A 22,552-nucleotide genomic window follows, 5' to 3' on the forward strand; every position below is an offset into this window, starting at 1 on the left:
TAAATCAATTTTAAAAGCCAAGAATTAAAATTATAAATAGAATGAACAACAATAATTTGGAAACAATAATTTTCGGAGGCGGATGTTTTTGGTGTGTTGAAAGCTGTTTCAATATGCTGAAAGGTATTGAAACAGCAATTTCAGGTTATTCCGGCGGCCACAAAGACTATCCCACTTACGAAGAAGTTTGTACAGGTGAAACAGGACATGCAGAAGTGGTACAGATTACCTATGATCCACAAATAATTTCTTACGATCAATTAATGGATGTATTCTTTTTTCTTCATGATCCGACACAGCTAAACAGACAAGGAAACGACATCGGAACGCAATACCGCTCAGTAATTTATTATAAAGATGATGTTGAAAAAGAAAAGGCGGAAGATGCCATCAAAAAATCTCAGGAATCCGGAAAATGGCAAGGAACATATGTTACAGAATTAACAAAATTCGAGAAATTCTGGCCTGCCGAACAATATCATCAGGGATATTATAACGAAAATCCTACGCAGCCTTATTGCAGCGCAGTTGTAGGTCCTAAAATTCAGAAATTTAAAAAATATTTCGAGGAATTGGGAATGCTGAATCCTGATTCAGAATAAGCAAGCGGAGAGAAATCTTCGCTTTTATTTATTATTCCTTTTGAAGTCCTGCGTAATTGTTTAATATTCTTTCAGTTACGTCTCTTAATGCTTTTCCGTTTTCGGGATGTTTGCCATAACTCGTAAAAAATTCTACATTATTATTACTCTTGTCATACCATACTTTCCCTATCGCTTTTTCGGGTGTAAGCGTATCTGTTCGGGTTATTTTTTTTAAATTTCTTAATGTGAATTCGTGGATTGCAATTAATTCATGCTGAGGATTATTTTCATCACAAAAAGCAGCCTTATATTCGATACCATTCCAATACATACATTCTTTTTTCTTTTTATAAGCCGGTGGAATCGTTTCTTTTGAAAGGTCTTTATGAGTTTCCTGTTTCAACTTTAAATCTGCAAATCCTACAGGAACTGTCGATTCACTACCTTTTCTTTCAGAAGTTTGAATAATATTTTCGTTTCGTGTAATTTCATTCTGATTACTAACCACTTTATTTCCGGCCCAAACTCCACAAAATAAAAGAATTCCCAAAATTCCCAAACTGCTTTGTTTGGTCAATTGAGGCATTGTAAAAATAGGTTTGTTGACAACTGTTATTACAAGTTTAGAGAGTGCCTGATTGATTTGATATTCAAAGCTTTTCCAACCAGAACAGTAATCGCTAAAGCTGTCGAATCCTAAATATCTGCTCAGATTATCCAAGATTGGTGTTTTAATCTTATAATCTTCATCATTTTCCACTAAAGCCTTATAATAATTTTCAAAGGTTTTGTAACTAAGTGCCTCAAAATCATCTTTTAATACTTGCTCAAGATGAAGTAATATTCCACTAAAGGATGTTTCCGGTGTTTCGTTTGAGGCTTTTTCAAAAACCTCTTCTAACAGCTTTTTTTTCTGAGGTAAAAATTTTGACATAATCATGCATATTATTGTGAAAAATAAGAAGTTTTTATAAAAGACCATTACGGTTTTCCGTATTTCAAAGCAAAAAAAACTTTCCAAAAACTTTCCAGAAACTTTCTAACCCTTGCTCTGTTTTGCGTCGTTAATTTGCCATAGAAATCAGTGACAAACAAACAATTACAAAAACAGATTTACGAAACTGATTTCAAAATCACCTGATAAAACGGAAGTAAATATCCGGGTTGGGAAGCAGATGTTTCTCTTCCGTTTTTGAAGGTTCACTTCCCAAAAAATTAAGAAGCGCTTCGAAATTTTATGTGTACAGCTCGGGATCTATATCTGCGAGAGGAAGAAAAACAATTTCAACTTCAAAAATTTAAAGGAAATGATCCAATTAATATTGATGCTATTAGGTTTAGCATTCTCAAACAACAATGCAAATACAACAGATAATAACAACGGAAATCCGATAACAACTCAAAACGATCCGGGAGAAGGTGTCGATCCGGGAACGGGAACCGGCGGAGGAGACGGAGATACGGGAGGAAATACAGGGCAATTACCTCCACCATTTACAAATCCATAATTGGTAGAAAGGGCAGATTTTATTAATCTGTCCTTTTTTATTACTTTGCAGTAAACTATTATCATGAAAATTTTCCTAATTCTTATTTCACTCTTTACATTAATTCATTGTAAAAAAAATAATATTCCAGATGCTATTGTTACATCAAATTCGAGTTTCGAAAAAGCAAAAAATTTCAAAAACACAAATTTAGATTCAGCTTTTACTTATTTTAATTTAGCTAAAAATGATTTTCTCACTAAAAATGATTCTGTTGGAGCAGCAAGATCATTGGTGAATATGGCAATAATACAATCTGACACAGGTGATTTTTACGGAAGCATTGAAACTTCTTTGGAAGCTGATAAATATTTGAAAACAGCTATAAAAAACGAATTTGTTAACAACTTGTATTCGTCAAACTATAATAATCTTGCAATCTCTTCTAAATCACTAAAAAACTATAATGACGCTGAAAAATATTATCAAAAAGCATTAGAAACAACAAAAAAAGAAGATTATAAATCAGTAATCAATAACAATATTGGTGATGTATTGATTTTGCAAAATAAAACAGATTCAGCAATAAAATTTTTAGAAAAGCTTAAACACACAAAAGACAGTATTGATTATGCCCGAGTTTTAAATAATTTGGCAAAAGCGAAATTTTTAAGTAATGCAAATTATTATGCATTACCAGAATTAGAGGAAGCATTAAGAATTAGAAAGGCACAAAAAGATTCTTTGGGACTAAATTCAAGTTTTGCAACTATTGCAGATTTTTTCAGCAATAAAGACAAAAATAAATCTTTGTTTTACTCAAAACTTATGCTAGACAGGGCAAGACAAAACAAAAGCCCTGACGACGAACTTGAGGCATTGCAGAAAATAATTAATCATGACAAAGAAAATTATTTAAAGTTTTTTACAAGATTTCAAAAGCTAAATGACAGCGTACAAACCTCAAGAAACAAGGCAAAAAACCAATTTGCCATAATCAGATACGATGTTGAGAAATTAACAGCTGACAATGCAAAAAGAGAAGTTCAGGTTTTGCAGCGAAATATTGGTTTAGGTGCTTTAGCAATAATCTTAATAACCGGCTTTTTCTGGAATGAAAGAAGAAAGAAAAACATCAGACGTGAAAAAGAACAGGAAAAACAACTCGAAGTAAAAAATACAGAACTTAAATATTCCAAAAAAGTACATGACGTTGTCGCAAACGGACTTTATCATTTGATGACAGATATAGAAAATAATCCGGAAATCAATAAAATAAAAATTCTCAATGATATAGAAAAGATGTACGAAGAATCCAGAGATATTTCGCACGAAAAAACTTTTGAAAAAGACTTTTATGTTCAATTCGGCAATATGATTTCTTCTTATTCCACGCCCGGACAAAAGATTGTGCCAGTAAAATACTTGGAAAATATTTGGGAAAACATCCCTCAAAATGTACAATCAGAATTATTTTATATTGTAAGAGAAATTTTAGTAAATATGAAAAAACACAGCCAGGCAGAACTTGTTTTTTTAAAATATGAAAAAAATGATACCGCTTTAACAATAAAATATACAGATAATGGCGTAGGAATTAAAAATTTAGAAACTCAAAAAGGAGCCGGAATTCATAATACGGAAAACCGTATTGCTACAATCGGAGGAGATATTACTTTTGAAGAAAATCCTAAAGGCGGATTGATGATCCAAATTACTGTTCCTATAAATTTTAATTATGTTTAAAAAAATTATCATTGCCGAAGACCACGAAGTTAGAAATCTAGGCGTTATAAATGCTCTTACAGAATTGCAGGTTTCTGCTTTCGATTTTGTAACTTATTGTGATGAAGCATTGCAAAAAATAAAAAATGCAGCTGCAGAAAACAATCCTTACGATTTGCTAATTACAGATTTATCTTTTGATAAAGACCATATAAAGCAGGTAATAAAATCCGGACAAGAATTGATAACCGAAGCCAGAAAAATACAGCCAAATCTGAAAGTTATCGCTTTTTCCATTGAAAACAGAGCAAAAGTAATTAATGATCTTTATGAAATAAACGAAATCAATGGCTTTGTAAGTAAAGGAAGAAACGACGGAAAAGAGCTTAGAAATACCATGAATAAAGTTTTCAAAGGTGAAAAAGTTATTCCGCAAGAAATTTTAAACTCGATCAGAAATATATCTTTCGAAATTAAAGAATCTGATGAATTGCTTTTAAAACTGCTCGCTAAAGGCTTTACTCAAAACGAAATAGAAGATCATTTTAAACAAAACAACATTACCCCGAATAGCAAAAGCGCGATCGAAAAAAGATTAAATGAACTTCGTGAAAACCTTAATGCCAAAAATAATATTGAAATGATTGTAATCTGCAAAGACTACGGCATTATATAAACTTATCAATTTAGATTAAGTCAAACCTTTCAAATATTGAAAGGTTTTTTGTTTTTACGGTTTTCCGTAAGGATTGGTTTTGAAAGGGTTATACTTTTGGAATATTAAATAATAATCAAAATTTTCAGAAAAAGTTTAAACAAAATATTATTATGGGAAAATTTATAATCTCTCAAAGAGTAAACAAAGAGTATCAATTCAACCTAAAAGCCGACAACGGAGAAATCATTTTAATGAGCGAAGGATACATTCAGAAAGCATCTTGTCACAAAGGAATAGAATCTGTCCGTGTAAACTCAGAAGATGATTCCAGATACGAAAGAAAAATTGCGGTGAACAGCAAAGATTATTTTGTCTTAAAAGCAAAAAACGGAGAAATCATCGGAAAAAGCCAATTGTACAGTTCAAAATCTTCTATGGAAGTTGGGATTTCATCTGTTAAAACCAACGCTCCGACAGCTGAAATCGTTGATGAAACTCTTTAAAAAACTTAATTATGGATCTTAAAATTAAACTTGAACAGTTGCATCAAAGAGTTGTCGGCCTAAAAGACCAGATCGGAACCGAAGAAGCTACGAAAAATGCTTTTGTAATGCCTTTTATTCAGATTTTGGGTTACGACATTTTCAATCCGACCGAAGTAATTCCAGAACATATTTGTGATATCGGAACCAAAAAAGGTGAAAAAATAGATTATGTCATCAGAAAAGATGATGAGCCTATTCTTATTATCGAATGCAAACATTGGAAAGAAAGTGCAGACGCTCACAATTCTCAACTTCACCGTTATTTTCATGTTTCAAAATCACGGTTTGGAGTTCTTACAAACGGCATTGTTTACAATTTTTATACTGATCTTGAAAAGCCTAATATTATGGACGAAAAGCCTTTTTTTACCATAAATATTGATGACCTGAAAGACAGCTCGATCAAAATCCTTGAAAATTTTACAAAAAAAGGCTACAATCTGGAAAGCATCCTCGATTCTGCCGAAGCATTAAAATATATAAAAGCGATAAGAAAAGAATTTGAAAAGGAAATCGAAAACCCTTCCGATGAACTGGTAAAACTTTTGGTGAACCGCTTTTTTGAAAAGCCTTTAACGGCAAACCGGATGATTTCTTTTAAAGAATATGCCAAAAAGGCTTTGTCAACTTCTATTAACGAATCTATAAGTTTCAGATTAAAATCTGCTTTAAGCATTAATGAGCAGATCGTAAAACAGGAAAATGACATCAAAACTTCGCAGCCGGTCGATGAAAACAATGATTCTAAAACCATAACTACTGAAGAAGAACTGGAAGCTTTTCAGATTGTAAAAGCAATTCTAAGAGAAAAAATCCCTTCTGAAAGGATCGCGCACAGAGATACTTTGTCATATTTCGGAGTTTTGCTTGATGACAACAACAGGAAGCCACTTTGCAGATTCCATTTTAATACTTCAAATAAATATTTAGAAATTTTTCACAACGGAAAAGATGCAGGAGAAAGGGTTTTATTAAACAGCCTTGATGATATCTATAATTTTAGAAATGAATTACATCAAACATTAGAAAACTATAACTAAATTTCTAAAAAACTAAACACAATCTTATATAATAAAAAGGCGAAGCTTTATTCTTCGTCTTTTGATATGAAATAGGCCAGCCAAACATTTACAATCTTTTTCCTATTTTTGTGAAAGTGGTTATTGTATGAAAAAAATTGTTCTGATCGAAGATGAAACCAGCGTTGTTTCTTTCATTAAAAAAGGACTTCAGGAAAAAGGATATGAGATTTCGGTGGCATTTGACGGCCTTACCGGAGTAAGTCTTGTACAGGAAAATGATTTCGATCTCGTTATTTTAGATATTATGCTTCCGGAAATGAACGGATTGGACGTCTGCAAAGAAATCAGAAAAACCAACAAACATGTGCCTATACTTTTTTTAACGGCATTGGGAAGTTCAGAAAATATAGTGCTTGGCCTGGAAAGTGGCGGCGATGATTATCTGGTAAAACCTTTTAAGTTTATTGAACTTGTCGCAAGAGTGAAATCTTTATTAAGAAGAAGCCACCAAAATCCTACTCCCGAAATTGCAGAAACTGAGCTTGATAACGAACACGTTTTTCAGTTTTCAGACTTGATTGTGAACGATTATACCAAAAAAGTGAGCCGCGCAGGAGAAGAAGTTTCGTTGACTTCCACAGAATATAAATTGTTAATTTATTTCCTTAATAATCCTGAAAAAGTAATCTCAAGAGCAGAAATTTTGGATGCCGTCTGGGGTGTAAATTACGAATTGGGAACTAATGTTGTGGATGTTTACGTCAATTATTTAAGAAAAAAGATTGACAATCAAGAAGATAACAAACTGATACACACCGTTATAGGAATGGGATATGTTCTGAAAAAACCTTAGGCTGATGTTTAATAAAGTAGTTACCAACCAAACAAAAACCATGATCCTTTTAATGGTTGTTTTCACCACGGTGATTTTAATTTTTGGAGGTTTGGTTTATTTTTCTATTGTTAATTTTTCGCATCAGCGGTTTTATGAGCTTCTGAAAATACGAACGACCACGATTGTACAGATCGAAAAAAGTAAAAAGCATCTCGATCTTCCCGAAAATTATATTCTCAACAGCCTCAATGGCGAAGAGCTTCCAATGGAACGTGATTATGTTTTTGCGGTTCCGGCAGATTCAAATTTTAAAAAAATATCGCAAGATATAAAAATACCCGATACTTTTTTTAAGAATATTGTAAGAAAAGGCGAAGCAAACTACAACGACAACGAATTTTACTACATCGGCCAGTCATTCAAATTTAATAATAAAGAATATATTGCTATTGCCTCCGCAAAAAACCATTATGTGGTTCATTACCTCGGTTTTCTGAAAAGGACATTAATTACATGCATGATTCTTTCGATCTTTTTCAGCATGATTTTTTCTTTTTATTTATCTAAAACTTTATTTAAGCCAATCCTTAAAATCACCGGAAAAGTAAAAGAAATAAGCTCAGAAAACCTTCATTTACGACTGGAACCGCAACCCGACAACAGGGAACTTAACGAATTGGTTGACACTTTCAACACCATGCTTACGCGGATAGAAACTTCATTTGAAACACAAAACCACTTGATTGGAAATGTTTCTCATGAACTCAGAACTCCGCTTACTTCGATTATGGGCGAAGCTGATGTTGCGCTTTCTATCAACAGGACGGCCGAAGAATACAAAGAAACTCTGGAAATCATTTTGGACGAAGCAGAAAAGCTTGATAAAAAAATAAAAGCGCTGCTCATCATTGCACAAACCGGTTTTGACGGAAAAATTCAGAAGTTCGATAAAGTCCGGATGGATCAGCTTTTGTGGGACGTTATCGAAACCACAAGAAAAATAGATTCCAGGAACAATATCTATCTCGATATCAGCATGTTGCCGGATAATCCAAAAAAACTCAAAGTTCAGGGTAACGAGCAGCTTTTGCATCTTGCAGTTGCCAACATCATTAATAACGGATGCAAATATTCTAATTTTCAGCAGGTGAAAGTTTCGATTGGCGCTACATACCGATGTTTATATTATTGTAAAAGATACAGGAATCGGTATTCCCGAATCTGAAATGAATAAAATCTATGATCCTTTTTTCAGGGCTTCCAACACCCGAAATTATGAAGGATATGGCATTGGCCTTCCGTTGGCAAGAAATATTGTGAGAATGCACAACGGCGAATTGATTGTAAGCTCGCACGAAAATCAGGGAACAACCGTGCAGTTGCGTTTCCCAACAATTTTCGGCATTCAGGAGGAAGGAAAACCTACTTAGTTTCAAAAAGAAGCAATTCTAATCTCATTTTAATCTCTTTAATTACATTTTAATTTTATTCCAAATTACTTCTAATCTGGCGGATATAGTTTTGTATTATCAAAAAAGATAATCAACTAAATCTAAAGATATGATCAAAACAATTTTAATCGCGACAGACTATTCTCTTGAATCATTAAACATTCTGAAAAAAGTATTAAAAGAAAAAAATGCTACAGAAGACAACACGCAATACAAGATTCTGCTTGTATCAGGTTATGACATGGGAGATTCTATCAGAGACCTATTATTTAACACCAAAGGAACGGTTTTCAGCAAAATCAGGACTAAAGAGTTTTGCGATGCGTGCAGCATTATTGAAAACAAATATTCGCATTTGGTCGACAAAATTGTTTGCGATGTCTTTACCGGAAGTTTCCAAAGAGTTTTTAACAATTATCTGAAAGCAGAAAATGTGGAAGAAGCCTATTATTCGCCTTCATTAAAAGATAAAAACTCCAAAGGGAAATTTGATATCGCTCCTTTCATTAAAAAAGCAAAAGATATCAAAGCACACGAAATCTTGGTTGACGTTCCGGAATTCATGCCTGAAAGAGGAAGACTGGCAGAGGTTTTCGCAGAAGTTTAAAAATGGAATTAAACGATTAAAATTAAAAAATGTTAAGAAATTATAGTAACAGCAGGACATTGGGAGACAATATAAAACTGGGGACGCTGACTGCATTTACGGCAGGAACTATAAATATTGCATCACTTTTGATATTTCTCTCTTTTACTTCAAACGTAACGGGACATTACGCTGTTTTTGCAGCCGAAATCAGCAAAGGAAACTGGACACAGGTTGCAGTAGTTGGCGCATGGATATTTTTATTTTTCTTCGGAAGCTTTACCGCCAATTTTTTTGTAATTAATTTTAACAGGAAAAGTAAATATTTTGCGCACGCAATGCCGCTTTTCTTAGAAATAATATGTCTTTTGAGCGTCGGAATATACGGCCAGTTTTTTTACCGAAAAACAATGGAAGAAGCTGAAGCTCTAGTTGCGATTATGCTTTTTGCGACAGGTTTACAAAATGGTTTAACGGCAAGTATTTCAAACTTTCTTGTAAAAACCACTCACCTTACCGGTACAACAACGGATTTGGGTATTTTAGCTTCAATGTTTACGCACAAAAAATACAGGAAAAACCCTGAACTTATTGCCCGGGCAAAACTTTTAATGAGCATCATGCTTGCTTATGTTTTGGGAGCTGTTTTTTCAGGCTTGGTGTATTATTCACTAGAATTCCGGGTATTTTATTTCATCAGTTTATGCTTGACGATCGTGATCGGATACGATTTTTATAAAATAAATTTAAGGCATTTCAACACCAATTACAGATATGTTAAAATCTACAATAAACCGAATTTTATGGCTTATTTGTACGAAAAAGTTCACGGAAATGCTGTAAAAGGTGACAAAAGACAAGAAAAAGGAAAGCTCGTTTTTGATGATTAAACATTAAAAGAAATTTCATGACAACGTAATATCAGTATTATTTTTTTCAACCCCTATTTGTTGATTTCACATTTAGGGGTTTATAATTATTTTATATTTTTACCTAAAATTTAAATAATGGATAATAAAGAGATCTCAGAATTTTATGATGACTTTTCCAATCAGCAACTCAAAACAGGGGTTAACGAAAGGCTGATTTCTCTTTACAGAAGATTAATAAAACTCGGATTGTCGAAAAAATCAAATGTTTTGGAACTTGGTTGCGGCGTCGGAGCTTTTACTTCTCTTTTATCTAAAAAAGTAAAAAAAGGCAAAATAGAAGCTGTAGATTTAAGTCCGAAAAGTATAGAATCTGCAAAATTTGCTTTGCAGGAAAGTCATATCAATTTTGAAACCGCAGATGTTGTAAAGTACATTCCGAAGCTTAAAAACATTGATTTTGTGACTTTAATGGATGTTATTGAGCATATTCCGTTAGAAATGCACGAAGAGCTTTTTAGCAATATCAGCAGCTATATTTCTGAAAAAACACTTTTGGCGATCAATATTCCAAGTCCGGAATACATTGATTATGTGAGGAAAAACAATGCAGGCAAATTGCAGATTATAGATCAGTGTGTAGAATTGCCTTTTATCATTAAAAATCTGGAATCGGCAGGTCTTGAAATTATTTATTTTGAAAAATACAGCATTTGGGAGCAGGACGATTACCAATTTATGGTCATCAGGAAAAAAAGAGATTATCAATTGATTCATATTTCAGATAAAAGAAACACAAAGCAAAAAGCAATACACAAGATCAATAAAAGTATCGATCAACTTAGATTTAAATAAAATTGCAGAATGCAAAGCTTTGGTTTTCATAATTAAAACTTAATTCACGGCTTTCCTATTTTAATTCTTATTTGCTTTGACTATTTTTGTAAGTTGATTATAAAATTATGTCAGATATCATTCAGCTTTTACCGGATCATGTAGCCAACCAAATTGCAGCAGGCGAAGTGGTGCAAAGACCTGCATCGATCGTAAAAGAACTTTTGGAGAATGCAATTGACGCTGAAGCAACGAAAATAGAGCTGATCATTAGAGACGCCGGAAAAAACCTGATTCAGGTTGTAGACGATGGAAAAGGGATGTCCGAAACCGATGCCAGAATGGCGTTTGAGCGACATGCAACTTCAAAAATAAGAGGTACAGACGACATTTTTAAAATATCGACGAAAGGGTTTCGGGGTGAGGCTTTGGCTTCTATTGCAGCCGTTTCTCAGGTTGAGCTTAAAACCAAGCTTAAAGAAAATACATTAGGAACAAACATTTATATCGAAGGCGGAACTTTTCAGTTTCAGGAGCCTGTACAGACTGCGGAAGGTTCCAATTTTTTGGTGAAAAATCTTTTTTACAATGTTCCGGCACGAAGAAAATTCCTTAAAAATAATAATATAGAATTTCGTCATGTCATTGATGAATTTCAACGTGTAGCCTTGGCGCATGAAAGTTTGGAGTTTTCTATGTTTCATGACGACGATCCTGTTTTCAGGCTGAGAAAAGGAAGCCAGATGCAACGTATTGTTGATATTTTCGGGAGAAAACTGCAGCCGCAGCTTATTCCGATCAAAGAAGATATTTTGTGGTGCAAACTTCACGGTTTTGTTGCTAAGCCTGAAGGTGCTAAAAAAACACGGGGCGAACAGTTCCTTTTCGTCAATGGAAGATATTTTAAAAGTGCCTATTTCAACAAAGCGGTTCAGGAAGCTTTTGAAGGATTGCTTTTGCCCGGCTACATTCCGACATTTTTTCTTTTTCTGGAATTAGATCCCGAAAAAATTGATGTCAATATTCATCCGCAAAAAACGGAAGTCAAATTTGAAGACGAACATCTTATTTTCGCTTTGATGCGATCCACCATCAAAAGATCTTTAGGGATTTACAATATTGCGCCAAGCCTTGATTTTGAAAGAGATCCGCAGCTGGACGAGATGATGCAGAAAAGTTTTCCGAGCAAAAGCAATTCGGGCGGAAGTCTGAAAATGCCAGAAATAATCGTAGACAGAGATTACAATCCTTTTTTACAAGAAAGGGAAGTAACAAAAACCGAAATACAGAATCTTACGGAAATGTATCATCAGAATATTTCTGCCGAACCTTCAAAAATCAATTTATTTGAAGATGAAGATTTTGATGAAGATCTGATGCGGCTTCCCAACGGATACTGGCTTTTCAACAAAGGCGACAGAACCTTAATGCTCGATTTGGGAAGAATGCACCGCCTTGTGGTTTCAGAAAATAATAAAAAAATAAAAAAAGGAAGCACAAGCCATGCTCTACTCTTCTCTTTGGAGTATCACATGAACGAAATTGAGAAGAATAAATACAAATCGATCAAAAAATATCTTCCCGAACTTGGGTTTGACATGAAAATTGCACATGAAAATGTTTTAAGGATTGATACCGTGCCTGAAGGCTTGAAAGAAACTCAGGTAATGAAGTTCCTTGAAAATCTTTTTGATGTTTTAGAATATAAAACCGAAGACGAATTTATGCAGTATTATCATAATCAATGGGCAAAACTGCAATCGAAATCAAGGTTTGATTTTATATACAAAGCCGATGCTGAGCAACTTATCAAAGACTTCACTGCATTGGGCTTCCCGGAATTTTTACCAAACGGCAAAAGATGCTTTTATGAAGTTCCGTTTAATGATTTTAAAAATAAATTTTAATTAGATGTTTAACAGTATACCGCCGATTACAAGAAATCTTATTATCATAAATGTTGTTGTTTTTATAGCGTCATTTCTATTACCTCAACTGAATAATATTTTTGCGGCATATTATCCTTTTTCCCCCAATTTTAAGTCATGGCAGATTATCACGCATATGTTTATGCATGGTAATTTTATGCATATTCTTTTCAATATGTTTACGCTGTTCAGCTTTGGTCCTATTTTGGAACAATCTTTAGGTGATAAAAAATATTTGATTCTTTATTTTTTAAGTGGTTTGGGCGCCTTTTTTCTTTTTAATTTATGGAATTTTGTTGAAGTTCAGCAAATTACAGCCGGCTTACAAAGTTTAGGATTAAATCCTTCAGAAATTTATACCAAGGCTGATATTAATTATAACGGCAATCTTAACATCAGCGCAACAACACAAGAAGGAAAAGACCTGTCTCAACAGCTTTATTTAGCATTAAGGATTCCCATGGTTGGTGCTTCCGGAGCCATTTTCGGCGTCATTGCAGCTTTTGCCACTTTATATCCAGATGCGAAAATCGGGATTATGTTTATCCCTGTTCCTATCAAAGTAAAATATCTGCTTCCTATTATCATTGTTGTTTCTATATATTTAGGAGTTACCGGAAATGCAGGCGGAATCGCCCATTTGGCGCATGTTGGTGGCGCAATTGTAGGCTATATTCTGGCAAAAATCTGGGGAAAACATTTATATAGATTTAATTAAAACATAGTGAAAATATTCCGTCTCATACTTTTTATACTGCATTTAGGAATATTGTTTCTATTGCTGGGAACATTGTTGAATTCATTGGTTCCGCCGAAAGTTTTTCCTTGGTTTAATTTGCTCTCTTTAGGCTTTCCGGTTTTAATTACAGGATACATTTTGCTTACTTTTTTCTGGATTCTTTCATGGAAAAAAAGAGCGTTTCTCTTTATGTTTTTAGGATTATTTTTCCTGAATCCTGTTAAAAGATGGATCAACTATTCATCAGAAAAAAAAGAAGTTCCTAATCTTAAAATTGTTACTTTCAATATAAAAGGCGGAAAATTTGGTATTAAAAACATTGAAAACTTCATTGACAGACAAAATGCGGATATCGTTCTTTTACAGGAAGATTCGGGGTATCATTTTAAATTTAATAATCTTAAAAAAGAAAATACCGATCCGATTGTTTCACTGTACTCAAAATACAAAGTTGTTGAGCACAAGGAATTATTTGCAGGATTATACAGTGAATACTTTAATGCTTATGCAAGCCAAACCGATCTTGAGATAAACGGTAAAACCTACCGTGTCATCAATGCATACCTTCAACCGTTCAAGTTTGAAAAAAATATGGTAAAGCTGAACGGAAACACTGAAGAAGACGAGCGGAAAGTAAAAGATATCGTTAAAAGGCTTATTCCCACATTCAAAATGCATCAGGAACAGGTAAATATTCTTAGAAAAAGTATTGACGAATCTCCTTTTCCTGTGATTTTAGCTGGCGATTTAAACTCTGTTCCAAATTCTTACGAATATTATCATTTAGGAGCCGGTTTACAGGACGCTTTCTTTGAAACCGGAAGAGGAAGCGGAACAAGTTTTCATGATTATAAGTATCCATTGAGAATTGATTATATTTTTACATCAAATTCTATACAGCCAATATCTTATAAAGTTGACCGCTCGGTACAGCTTTCCGACCATTTTCCGGTGATTGCAACTTTTCATTTGGATTAACTTTATAGAAACTTTATGATTTAGAAACAACGCGTGGCAAATTTATTGTTATGAATCCCTAAATTGTGTTTTCATGAAGTCAGGCCGTGTATTTTTAGTTTTACATATCGTTTTAATTATTTTATTGCTAAGTACATTTGCCAATGCCTGGATTGCTCCAAATCATTTGGGAAATCTCAATCTTCTTTCATTAAGCTTTCCTTATCTTTTTTTACTTCATCTTTTATTTACATTAATTTGGATTATAAAATGGAAAAAAATTGCTTTGGTTTTTGTGCTTTCAACATTTCTTTTTTATAATCCGGTAAGAAGATGGATCAATTTTTCGCCTCAAAAAACAGCTTCTTCACATCAAAAAGATATTAAAGTACTTACTTTTAACGTAAAATACGGAAGCGCCGGCTGGGCAAATGTGAAGAAATATATTACTGTTCAAAACGCGGATATCATTCTTGTGCAGGAAAAAGACAACAATCACGCTTTAAGAAAAGACTTGGTAAAATACCCTTCAGTTATTTTAAAAACCAAGCATAAAATTGTAAGACAGGCCGATCTTTTCAATGATCAGTCAAAAGGTAATTCTTTTTATGCAGATATTGATATCAATGGAAAAATTGTACGCGTAATAAACGTTTATCTTGAGCCTTTCAGATTAAATAAAAATATGCTCGGCATGCAGGATGAGCATTGCGGAAGGGAAGAAAAAAATAAAATATACGCTCTTTTTTCACGACTTATTCCTACTTTTAAAACTCATGAAGATCAGGTGAAAAAAATACGCAAAGCCGTCGATCGATCTCCTTATCCTGTTATCATGGCCGGCGATTTCAATTCTGTTCCCAACTCCTGGGAATATTATAATTTAGGGAAAGACCTTGACGACGCTTTTGTAGAATCGGGCAATGGAAGTTCAACAAGCTTTCACGATTACAAATTTCCTTTAAGAATTGATTATATATTTACATCAAAAAGCATTAAATCTTTAAGTTATAAAGTAGATTATTCTGTAAAATTATCAGATCATTACCCTGTAATTGCAGAATTTCTACTAAATTAGTTCCATGAAAAATGTATTTGCCGCAGGAGCTGTAATTTTAGTTTTTTTGATGGCCTGCTCTAAAAAAGAACCTGTAAATACAGACCGTACACAAATGATTCAGCCACATTATGATACCACCGCTATTGACTCTTTTTCAGCCGGAGCAACTTCAGTAGATATTGTTCGCCAGATCAGAATGTCTTCACAAAAATATCAGGATTCTTTAAAAGAAGCCTTAAAGCTGGAGCAGGAAGAAAAACGCATTAAAGAAGAGCTGGAAAAAGAAACCAAGAAAAAGTTGGAAGAGGAAAAGAAGCAAAAAGCAAAAGAAAATGCCACAATAGCAGAGCCGAAAATAGATTAATAATTTAATTTTTAAAAAAATATCAAGTATGAAAAAACAAATTTTAACAGCAATTGCAGTTTCTATTATTGCTGTAAGCTGTACAAAATCTACAACAAAAACGGAAACGACTGAAAACCCTGACGGAAGCGTTACGACAACTACAGTTACAGAAAGCCGTACGGGCCTTGTAGATACTGCAAAAATTGATGAGGCAAGAGATAACCTCAAAACTACTGTAAATAAAACCGGGGCTCAGATAGATGATGTTGCCGATCAGGCAAAGCATGATCTGAAAAGAGCCGGAGACGACATTAAATCAAGTGCAAAAGAAGTGGGCCAAGATGTAAAAGATGCAGCCAGAAAAGGCGCTCAAAAAGTTGAAGAAGGTGCTCAAAAAGTACAGGACGATCTTAAAAAGTAAACAAAAAGCCGCAGAATTTCTGCGGCTTTTTATAATTTATTCATTTCCAGTAAAGGATCGATATATTCTCTGTCGTTGCTCAATCTCGGCACTTTGTTTTGCCCGCCAAGCTTTCCTTTAGATTCCAACCAGCAATAGAACAGATTGGGTCTTGCGATATGCACAACAGGCCTTTTAAGGGTAATATTATTGTATCTTTTAGCTTCGTAATCGGAGTTGATAGATTTGAGCTGCTTATCAAAAATATCAATAAATTCTTCTAGATTTTCAGGCTTTTCACTGAACTCAAAAATCCATTCGTGGGCACCGCCTTCGTTTTCTTTCATAAAAATAGGCGCGCCTGTAAACTCTTTCACGGCCGAATTGGTTTCTTCACAAGCTTTTGTAAGCGCAGATTCTACATTGGTAATCATTAATTCTTCACCAAATGCGTTGATATAATGCTTCGTTCTTCCCGTTATTTTTATTCTGAAAGGATTTGTTGACGTAAAGATCACCGTATCGCCAATCAGATATCTCCACAATCCGCCGTTGGTGGTAATCACCATTGCGTAATTCTTGCCGACTTCTACATCTTCAAGACTTACGACTTTCGGATTTGAAAAATGAAACTGATCCATCGGGATAAATTCATAGAAAATTCCGTAATCAAGCATTAAAAGCATTTCATCACTATTCGATCTGTCCTGAATTCCGAAAAAGCCTTCCGAAGCGTTGTAGATTTCGTAATAATTGATATTTTTCCCTACAATTTGCTTGTATTGTTCTTTATAAGGTTTAAAGCTAATTCCGCCGTGAAAAAACACTTCGAGATTTGGCCACAATTCTGAAACATTTGCAACATCAGTTTCTCTTAAAACCCTTTGAAGAAGTACCATCATCCAACTTGGAACTCCCAAAATACTTCCGACATCTTCGTTTTTAACCTCAGAAACAATTGCATTCAGCTTACTTTCCCACTCTCCCATCAAAGAGACTTTCTTACTTGGCGTCGTTGTAATCTCAACCCAAAACGGAAGATTGTCAATCAGGATTGCCGAAAGATCACCGAATTTTGTATTAAAGTCTGCATATAATTCAGAGCTTCCGCCCAAGCGTAAATTTTTATTAGTAAAAAGCTGATTTTCAGGATGATTATTTGCATAAATGGAAACCATATCTTTTCCTGCTTTCATGTGGCAATATTCCAGGCTTTCAGAAGAAATAGGAATGAATTTGCTTTTGGCATTTGTCGTTCCGGAAGATTTCGCAAAATGCTTAATGTATCCCGGCCAACTGACGTCTTTATGTCCTTGCCTCGCTCTTTCGATATAAGGCTCGAAGTCTTCGTAGCTCACAACAGGAACTTTATTTTTAAAATCCTGATAACTGGAAATAGAATTGAATCCGTATCTTTTTCCATATTCGGTATCTTCTGCATGAAACAGCTGGGAAAACAAAATTCCTTTTTGTGTCTCGATCGGATGATCCATAAAGTTCTGTATCTGATCTATCCTTTGGCGGATAAACCAGTTGACCACAGTATTGAAAAGTGCTTTCGTTGCCATTTCAACAAATATAATAATAATTGAAATTGCAGGGAAGCACTTTGTCTACAATCACAAAAAAAACCGTCACAAATTTTGTAACGGCTTTATTATGAGTTTAATGCTGATTAGCAATATTCATCGTAAGCAGCCTGAAGGTTTGCGGCAATAGCACCGGCAGGATTTCCTTCAATATGATGTCTTTCCAGCATGTGTACCAATTCTCCATCTTTAAAAAGAGCTACACAAGGCGAGCTTGGAGGAAAAGGAGCTAAATGCTTTCTTGCCTCAGCAACAGCTTCTGTATCAAAACCTGCGAAAACAGTTGTCAAGTGATCTGGTTTTTTATCTCCTGTCAAAGAGTAAACAACTCCCGGTCTTGCTGCTCCCGCTGCACATCCGCAAACAGAATTGATTACTAAAAGCGTGGTTCCCGATTGTTTTAAAGCTTCTTCTACCTGAGCTGGTGTTGACAAATCTTCAAAACCTTTATCTGTAAGTTCAGCCTTCATCGGCATTACTAAATCTGTTGGATACATTTTTAAATTTTTAAGTTCTATGCAAATTTACAACATTTATAAAGACATTTCAATTCATAAAAACTATTGCCGAATTTGTAAAACATAATAAAATTAAGACGTTGTATAAACATATTGCAATTTTATTTGTTTATTTATGATAAATATTCTTTAATATTGAAAAATATTTATTAATTTTGAAATGATTCTAAAAGCAAGTTTCCATGAAAAAAAACTTTATTAATTAAATTAGGAATTATATCAGAATCTGATATAAGGTTCAGTTCCCTAATCTTATTGACATTTCCAGGCTGTTTTAGAATTATTGCCAATAAGATCAAAATACATGAAGCCCGAAACGTAATGTTTCGGGCTTCATTAATCAAATCGATATGCAAAGGTTGAATATCCTTTTTTAAATTGGTTGATGGTTTTGGTTTTCAGTTGATAATTTTATTAAGCTATCAACCAATAACTGTCAACAATCAACTATGAAAGTAACTTTTTAGCCATCTCGGAAATACTTTTCCCGTCAGATTTTCCGGCTAAATTTTTTGATGCAATTCCCATCACTTTACCTAAATCTTTCATAGATTCGGCTCCTGTTTCAGCGATGATATTTTTCATTTCAGCTTCCAGTTCTTCTGTAGAAAGTTGCTTTGGTAAAAACTGCTCGATAACTTTTATCTGAGCTTCTTCCACTTCTGCAAGGTCATCTCTTCCCTGCGCGGCAAACTGATCGTAAGAATCTTTACGCTGTTTTACCATTCTCTGAAGAATAGCAATCTCCTGCTCAGCCGAAACCTCAGCTCCAAGAGATTCTTTTTTCAGCAGCAATATTTGTGATTTTACAGCACGAAGAGAATCTAAAGCAACTTTATCTTTAGCTCGCATTGCAGTTTTTATAGCTTCGTTTATTGTATTTTCTAAACTCATTTTTATTAAATTTAACAATGTATCAATGTAACAGTTTACCAATGTGAGATGCTTCGACAAGCTCAGCATGACAAAAGTGATTGTTACATTGGTACATTTCTACATTGTTATATTATTAATTTAGTCTACGTCTTTATTCAAAAATCTGTTTTCTCTGATCTGCATATTTCCGTTTTTATCAGACAAATAAGTATTTATATTTTGATCTGAAGCGTTGGACCCGTCAATAGAAATATTTTTTCTTTTGAAAGCGGGAACAGATTCAAATTCATTTACATTATCAAAATTCTGGTAACGCGAGTTGAATTCTTTCAGTTTATTTCTTCTTTCCAAGACCCTTTCCTGATCAGCAGATTTATTAACGAAAGTAAATTCTGATTCCGTCTGTTTTGGAACTTCAGCTTCAGTTTTATTTTCAAAGGCCTTTTTTTCTTCAGTTTTTGGAGATTCTTCTGTTTGAAAATTTTCAGCTTTTGGTTCTTCTTTCTTTGCAATATTCAAAAATTCAAACTCTTTTTTTGGTTGCTCAACATCTGCTTTTGGCTCTTCGATCGGCTCGTTTACAAAAAAACTGAATTCAACAGACTTCTCATCAGAAAATGAACTTCCTTGCGCGTCTGATTGCTCTTCTTTTTTGCTTTCAAAATCAAATGAAAAAGACTGAATTTCTAAATCGTTCGGATCATTTTCAACCTCTTCATCATAAGAAAACAGATTGTAAGCTTCCTCCTGATCTGCATCATCATTTCTCCAGCTCTGAACAGGGTTGTCTAATGTATCTTGCTCTCTGTCAGAGAATTTAATTTCAGTTTTTACATCTTCATCTTCGATCATCATTTTTTTTTCAGAAGAAGACATTTTAAACTTTGACGAATCCTGATCTTCATCATCCAGTCTGAAAAGGCTTTTTCCACCAAAATCATATCCTTGTTCAGGAGCCACTTCTCTTTCGTCTCTTGTTTTGAAAGGTGAAGCTTTTGGCGTCTCCAATGCATCATTTAAACCAATTCTAATCTTTTCAGTAGGCCCGGAAAATTTCTGGTTATCATTTGAAAAACCTGTAGCAATTACCAAAACGCTTACCGCATCGCCCAATTCTTCATCTGCACCAACACCGAAAATGATGTCCGCTGTGTGGCCGGCTTCTTTCTGGATATAATCCATGATGATTCCGATTTCGTCCATCGTTGCTTCTTCCACACCACTTCTGATCAACAATAACACATTTCTCGCGCCTGTAATTTTGTTGTCGTTCAATAATGGGGAATCCAATGCTTTTCTAACTGCTTCTTCGGCTTTATTTTCGCCTGAAGCCATTCCGGTAGACATTAATGCTGTTCCGGAATTCTGAAGCACAGATTTAGCATCTCTAAAGTCAATGTTTACATCAAAATAACCGGTAATAACTTCCGCCATACCTTTTGCTGCGTTTGTCAAAACCTCATCGGCTTTAGAAAAACCCTGCTTGAAACCAAGATTTCCGAATTGCTGTCTTAATTTATCATTGTTGATTACAATTAAGGAATCAACATTATTTCTTAATTTTTCAAGTCCGCTTTCAGCCTGCTCCAATCTTCTTTTCCCTTCAAAACTAAAAGGAACAGTAACGATGCCTACCGTCAAAATCCCCATATCTTTGGCAACTTTGGCAATAACAGGAGCCGCACCCGTTCCGGTACCACCGCCCATTCCGGCTGTGATGAAAACCATTTTGGTATTTTGTCCCATTGCTGCTTTGATATCTTCGATACTTTCAATCGCAGCTTTTTCGCCAACTTCAGGATCAGCTCCCGCACCAAGACCTTCGGTAATGGTAACTCCCAACTGAACTTTGTTGGAAACCGGGTTGTTATCTAAAGTCTGAGCATCCGTATTACAGATCACGAAATCTACCCCGTGAATTCCTTTTTCGTACATGTGTTTCAGAGCGTTGTTTCCGCCACCGCCAACACCAATTACTTTTATGATCGATGAATTTCCTTTTGGCAAATCAAATGAAAATCCTTGTGTCCCTATATTTTCCATACCTTTTATTTTTAATAATTAATAATTGATAATCGATTAATGACAATTGATAAATCATTTATCTCTTATCATCTATCATTTATATTTTACTCTACTTCTTCAAAGAATTTTTTTACTTTTTCCATCAAAGACTGTCCGAAAGTAAGTCTCATCTTTCTCTGCTGCTGTTCTGCCGGAGTTTCCTGCTGCTGAACTGCATGGTGATTGTTCACAAGAGATTCTGCGTCTGCAACAGGCTGCTGATCTGTTTGTTCAGACATAGCTTCAGCTTCTATTTGTACTTCATCATCATTTGCGGACATTGTTTTTTTGTCTCTTATTTTTAAGCTTTCCATCAGCAAACCAATAGACGTTGCAAATTCAGGGCCTTTTAGATATTGGTTTTTATCATTGGCGACATATTCATTAGCAAAACCAATTCTGCTGTCGAAACCTGTTGTATAATTTGCCAATTGACGCAGGTGCTTCAGATTTGAGCCACCGCCCGTCAAAACGATTCCTGCAATCAGTTTTTTCTTCTGTTCGAATGCTCCGTACGCTTTTAATTCTGTGTTTACCATTTCCAGAATTTCCTCCACTCTTGCATTGATAATCTGCGCTAAAGTTTTCAGAGAAATCTCTTTATCCGGTCTTCCGTGAAGTCCCGGAATGGTAACAAATGTGCTGTCTTTTTCCAACTCAGGAACTGCAGAACCGAACTTAACCTTTAATTGCTCGGCATGCTTTTCTATAATTGAACAGCCTTCTTTGATATCTTCTGTGATAATTCCGCCTCCGTAAGGGATGACGCAAGTATGACGAATGATATTATCTTTAAAAATAGCAATATCTGTAGTTCCACCTCCTATGTCTACAATTGCTACTCCAGCTTCTTTCTCTTCTTTGGTGAGAACGGCTTCTGAAGATGCTAAAGGCTCTAAAGTAAGCGCTTCCATCTCCAAACCGGCTTCTCTTACGCATCTTGCGATGTTTCTGATGCTTCCCATTTGTCCGACGACAACATGGAAATTGGCTTCCAGACGTTTTCCGTGCATTCCGACAGGCTCCTGAATTTCGCCTTCAGAATCAACCTTATATTCCTGCGGAAGAACATGGATAATTTCCTCGCCCGGTAACATGACCAGCTTTTTCACCTGATCTTTTAATGCTTCGATGTCATCATCTGTGATGAATCTGTCCGGATTTTCGCGCATAATGTAATCGGAATGCTGCAAAGAACGAATGTGTTTCCCTGCAATACCAACCGTTACTTTATGAATCGGAACTCCTGCGCTTGACTGTGCTTCTGCAACAGCCGCTTTGATTGAGTTGATGGTTTGTGAAATATTATTCACGATCCCTTTATGAACTCCAAGACTTTTGGCCTTCCCAACACCGAGAATTTCTATTTTCCCGTGTGCATTCCTCCTTCCGACAATGGCGACAATTTTGGTTGTCCCGATGTCCAGACCTACTGAATATTCTTGATTTTCCATTGTGTATATCGATTTGATTTAATTA

24 protein-coding genes are annotated in these 22,552 nt (G+C 34.7%); 18 read left to right on the forward strand and 6 right to left on the reverse strand.

Features of this window, described 5'->3' with window-relative positions; all coding sequences use genetic code 11:
* Positions 1-41: 41 nt before the first annotated feature.
* Positions 42-602 carry a peptide-methionine (S)-S-oxide reductase MsrA gene (gene msrA, locus AC6CHK_RS01175; protein WP_498092773.1) on the forward strand — a complete coding sequence of 187 codons (561 nt, stop codon included), beginning with the start codon at positions 42-44 and terminating at the stop codon, positions 600-602.
* A gap of 31 nt (positions 603-633) precedes the next feature.
* On the opposite strand, the gene AC6CHK_RS01180 is transcribed toward msrA, so the two are convergent.
* Positions 634-1,518, reverse strand: coding sequence for a hypothetical protein (locus AC6CHK_RS01180; protein ID WP_498092775.1), 885 nt, complete (start codon positions 1,516-1,518; stop codon positions 634-636).
* A 373-nt stretch (positions 1,519-1,891) separates the two neighbouring features.
* Between AC6CHK_RS01180 and AC6CHK_RS01185 the strand changes: the two genes are divergently transcribed.
* The 17 genes from AC6CHK_RS01185 to AC6CHK_RS01265 all read left to right on the forward strand — a co-directional run bounded on the left by AC6CHK_RS01185 (position 1,892) and on the right by AC6CHK_RS01265 (position 16,047).
* A complete protein-coding gene (locus tag AC6CHK_RS01185) occupies positions 1,892-2,092 on the forward strand; it encodes a hypothetical protein (protein ID WP_498092777.1) in 201 nt (66 codons plus the stop codon).
* A 63-nt stretch (positions 2,093-2,155) separates the two neighbouring features.
* The gene (locus tag AC6CHK_RS01190; protein ID WP_498092779.1) at positions 2,156-3,817 is read left to right on the forward strand and encodes a tetratricopeptide repeat protein; all 1,662 of its coding nucleotides are present in this window, start codon (positions 2,156-2,158) and stop codon (positions 3,815-3,817) included.
* A complete protein-coding gene (locus tag AC6CHK_RS01195) occupies positions 3,810-4,472 on the forward strand; it encodes a response regulator (protein ID WP_498092780.1) in 663 nt (220 codons plus the stop codon). Before AC6CHK_RS01190 ends, AC6CHK_RS01195 begins: the two co-directional genes overlap by 8 nt.
* 152 nt (positions 4,473-4,624) lie before the next feature.
* Positions 4,625-4,957, forward strand: a complete 333-nt coding sequence (locus AC6CHK_RS01200) for a YegP family protein (protein ID WP_498092782.1) — start codon at positions 4,625-4,627, stop codon at positions 4,955-4,957.
* Positions 4,958-4,968: 11 nt separating this feature from the next.
* Positions 4,969-6,039 (forward strand): type I restriction endonuclease, encoded by a 1,071-nt coding sequence (locus tag AC6CHK_RS01205; RefSeq protein ID WP_498092784.1) that lies wholly within the window; start codon positions 4,969-4,971, stop codon positions 6,037-6,039.
* Positions 6,040-6,166: 127 nt separating this feature from the next.
* On the forward strand, positions 6,167-6,874 hold the full coding sequence (locus tag AC6CHK_RS01210; RefSeq protein WP_498092785.1) for a response regulator transcription factor: 708 nt from the start codon (positions 6,167-6,169) through the stop codon (positions 6,872-6,874).
* Between the two features lie 4 nt (positions 6,875-6,878).
* Positions 6,879-8,081 carry a histidine kinase dimerization/phospho-acceptor domain-containing protein gene (locus AC6CHK_RS01215; protein WP_498092787.1) on the forward strand — a complete coding sequence of 401 codons (1,203 nt, stop codon included), beginning with the start codon at positions 6,879-6,881 and terminating at the stop codon, positions 8,079-8,081.
* A 1-nt stretch (position 8,082) separates the two neighbouring features.
* Complete coding sequence (locus tag AC6CHK_RS01220) at positions 8,083-8,286, forward strand: sensor histidine kinase (RefSeq protein ID WP_498092788.1); 204 nt, start codon at positions 8,083-8,085, stop codon at positions 8,284-8,286.
* Between the two features lie 130 nt (positions 8,287-8,416).
* A complete protein-coding gene (locus AC6CHK_RS01225) occupies positions 8,417-8,914 on the forward strand; it encodes a hypothetical protein (RefSeq protein WP_498092789.1) in 498 nt (165 codons plus the stop codon).
* A gap of 29 nt (positions 8,915-8,943) precedes the next feature.
* Positions 8,944-9,783 carry a YoaK family protein gene (locus tag AC6CHK_RS01230; RefSeq protein WP_498092791.1) on the forward strand — a complete coding sequence of 280 codons (840 nt, stop codon included), beginning with the start codon at positions 8,944-8,946 and terminating at the stop codon, positions 9,781-9,783.
* Between the two features lie 117 nt (positions 9,784-9,900).
* Positions 9,901-10,617, forward strand: a complete 717-nt coding sequence (locus AC6CHK_RS01235) for a class I SAM-dependent methyltransferase (RefSeq protein WP_498092793.1) — start codon at positions 9,901-9,903, stop codon at positions 10,615-10,617.
* A gap of 107 nt (positions 10,618-10,724) precedes the next feature.
* Positions 10,725-12,503, forward strand: a complete 1,779-nt coding sequence (gene mutL / locus AC6CHK_RS01240) for a DNA mismatch repair endonuclease MutL (protein ID WP_498092794.1) — start codon at positions 10,725-10,727, stop codon at positions 12,501-12,503.
* Between the two features lie 4 nt (positions 12,504-12,507).
* Positions 12,508-13,242, forward strand: a complete 735-nt coding sequence (locus tag AC6CHK_RS01245) for a rhomboid family intramembrane serine protease (protein ID WP_498092795.1) — start codon at positions 12,508-12,510, stop codon at positions 13,240-13,242.
* A 6-nt stretch (positions 13,243-13,248) separates the two neighbouring features.
* Positions 13,249-14,241: an endonuclease/exonuclease/phosphatase family protein gene (locus tag AC6CHK_RS01250; RefSeq protein ID WP_498092797.1), complete on the forward strand. Its 993-nt coding sequence runs from the start codon at positions 13,249-13,251 to the stop codon at positions 14,239-14,241.
* 73 nt (positions 14,242-14,314) lie between these two features.
* Complete coding sequence (locus AC6CHK_RS01255; protein ID WP_498092799.1) at positions 14,315-15,298, forward strand: endonuclease/exonuclease/phosphatase family protein; 984 nt, start codon at positions 14,315-14,317, stop codon at positions 15,296-15,298.
* Between the two features lie 4 nt (positions 15,299-15,302).
* Positions 15,303-15,644, forward strand: coding sequence for a hypothetical protein (locus AC6CHK_RS01260; RefSeq protein ID WP_498092800.1), 342 nt, complete (start codon positions 15,303-15,305; stop codon positions 15,642-15,644).
* A 28-nt stretch (positions 15,645-15,672) separates the two neighbouring features.
* Positions 15,673-16,047: a hypothetical protein gene (locus AC6CHK_RS01265; RefSeq protein ID WP_498092802.1), complete on the forward strand. Its 375-nt coding sequence runs from the start codon at positions 15,673-15,675 to the stop codon at positions 16,045-16,047.
* 29 nt (positions 16,048-16,076) lie between these two features.
* Here AC6CHK_RS01265 and AC6CHK_RS01270 read toward each other — a convergent pair whose 3' ends face one another.
* The 5 genes from AC6CHK_RS01270 to ftsA all read right to left on the reverse strand — a co-directional run bounded on the left by AC6CHK_RS01270 (position 16,077) and on the right by ftsA (position 22,527).
* Entirely contained in the window at positions 16,077-17,594 is a 1,518-nt protein-coding gene (locus tag AC6CHK_RS01270) for a GH3 auxin-responsive promoter family protein (protein WP_498092804.1), read from the reverse strand.
* A gap of 107 nt (positions 17,595-17,701) precedes the next feature.
* Positions 17,702-18,112 (reverse strand): BrxA/BrxB family bacilliredoxin, encoded by a 411-nt coding sequence (locus tag AC6CHK_RS01275; RefSeq protein WP_498092805.1) that lies wholly within the window; start codon positions 18,110-18,112, stop codon positions 17,702-17,704.
* Between the two features lie 468 nt (positions 18,113-18,580).
* On the reverse strand, positions 18,581-19,027 hold the full coding sequence (locus AC6CHK_RS01280; RefSeq protein ID WP_498092807.1) for a GatB/YqeY domain-containing protein: 447 nt from the start codon (positions 19,025-19,027) through the stop codon (positions 18,581-18,583).
* A 120-nt stretch (positions 19,028-19,147) separates the two neighbouring features.
* The gene (ftsZ, locus tag AC6CHK_RS01285) at positions 19,148-21,052 is read right to left on the reverse strand and encodes a cell division protein FtsZ (RefSeq protein WP_498092808.1); all 1,905 of its coding nucleotides are present in this window, start codon (positions 21,050-21,052) and stop codon (positions 19,148-19,150) included.
* Positions 21,053-21,138: 86 nt separating this feature from the next.
* A complete protein-coding gene (gene ftsA, locus AC6CHK_RS01290; RefSeq protein WP_498092809.1) occupies positions 21,139-22,527 on the reverse strand; it encodes a cell division protein FtsA in 1,389 nt (462 codons plus the stop codon).
* Between the last annotated feature and the right edge of the window lie 25 nt (positions 22,528-22,552).

Source organism: Chryseobacterium sp. GQ58 (assembly GCF_059758895.1).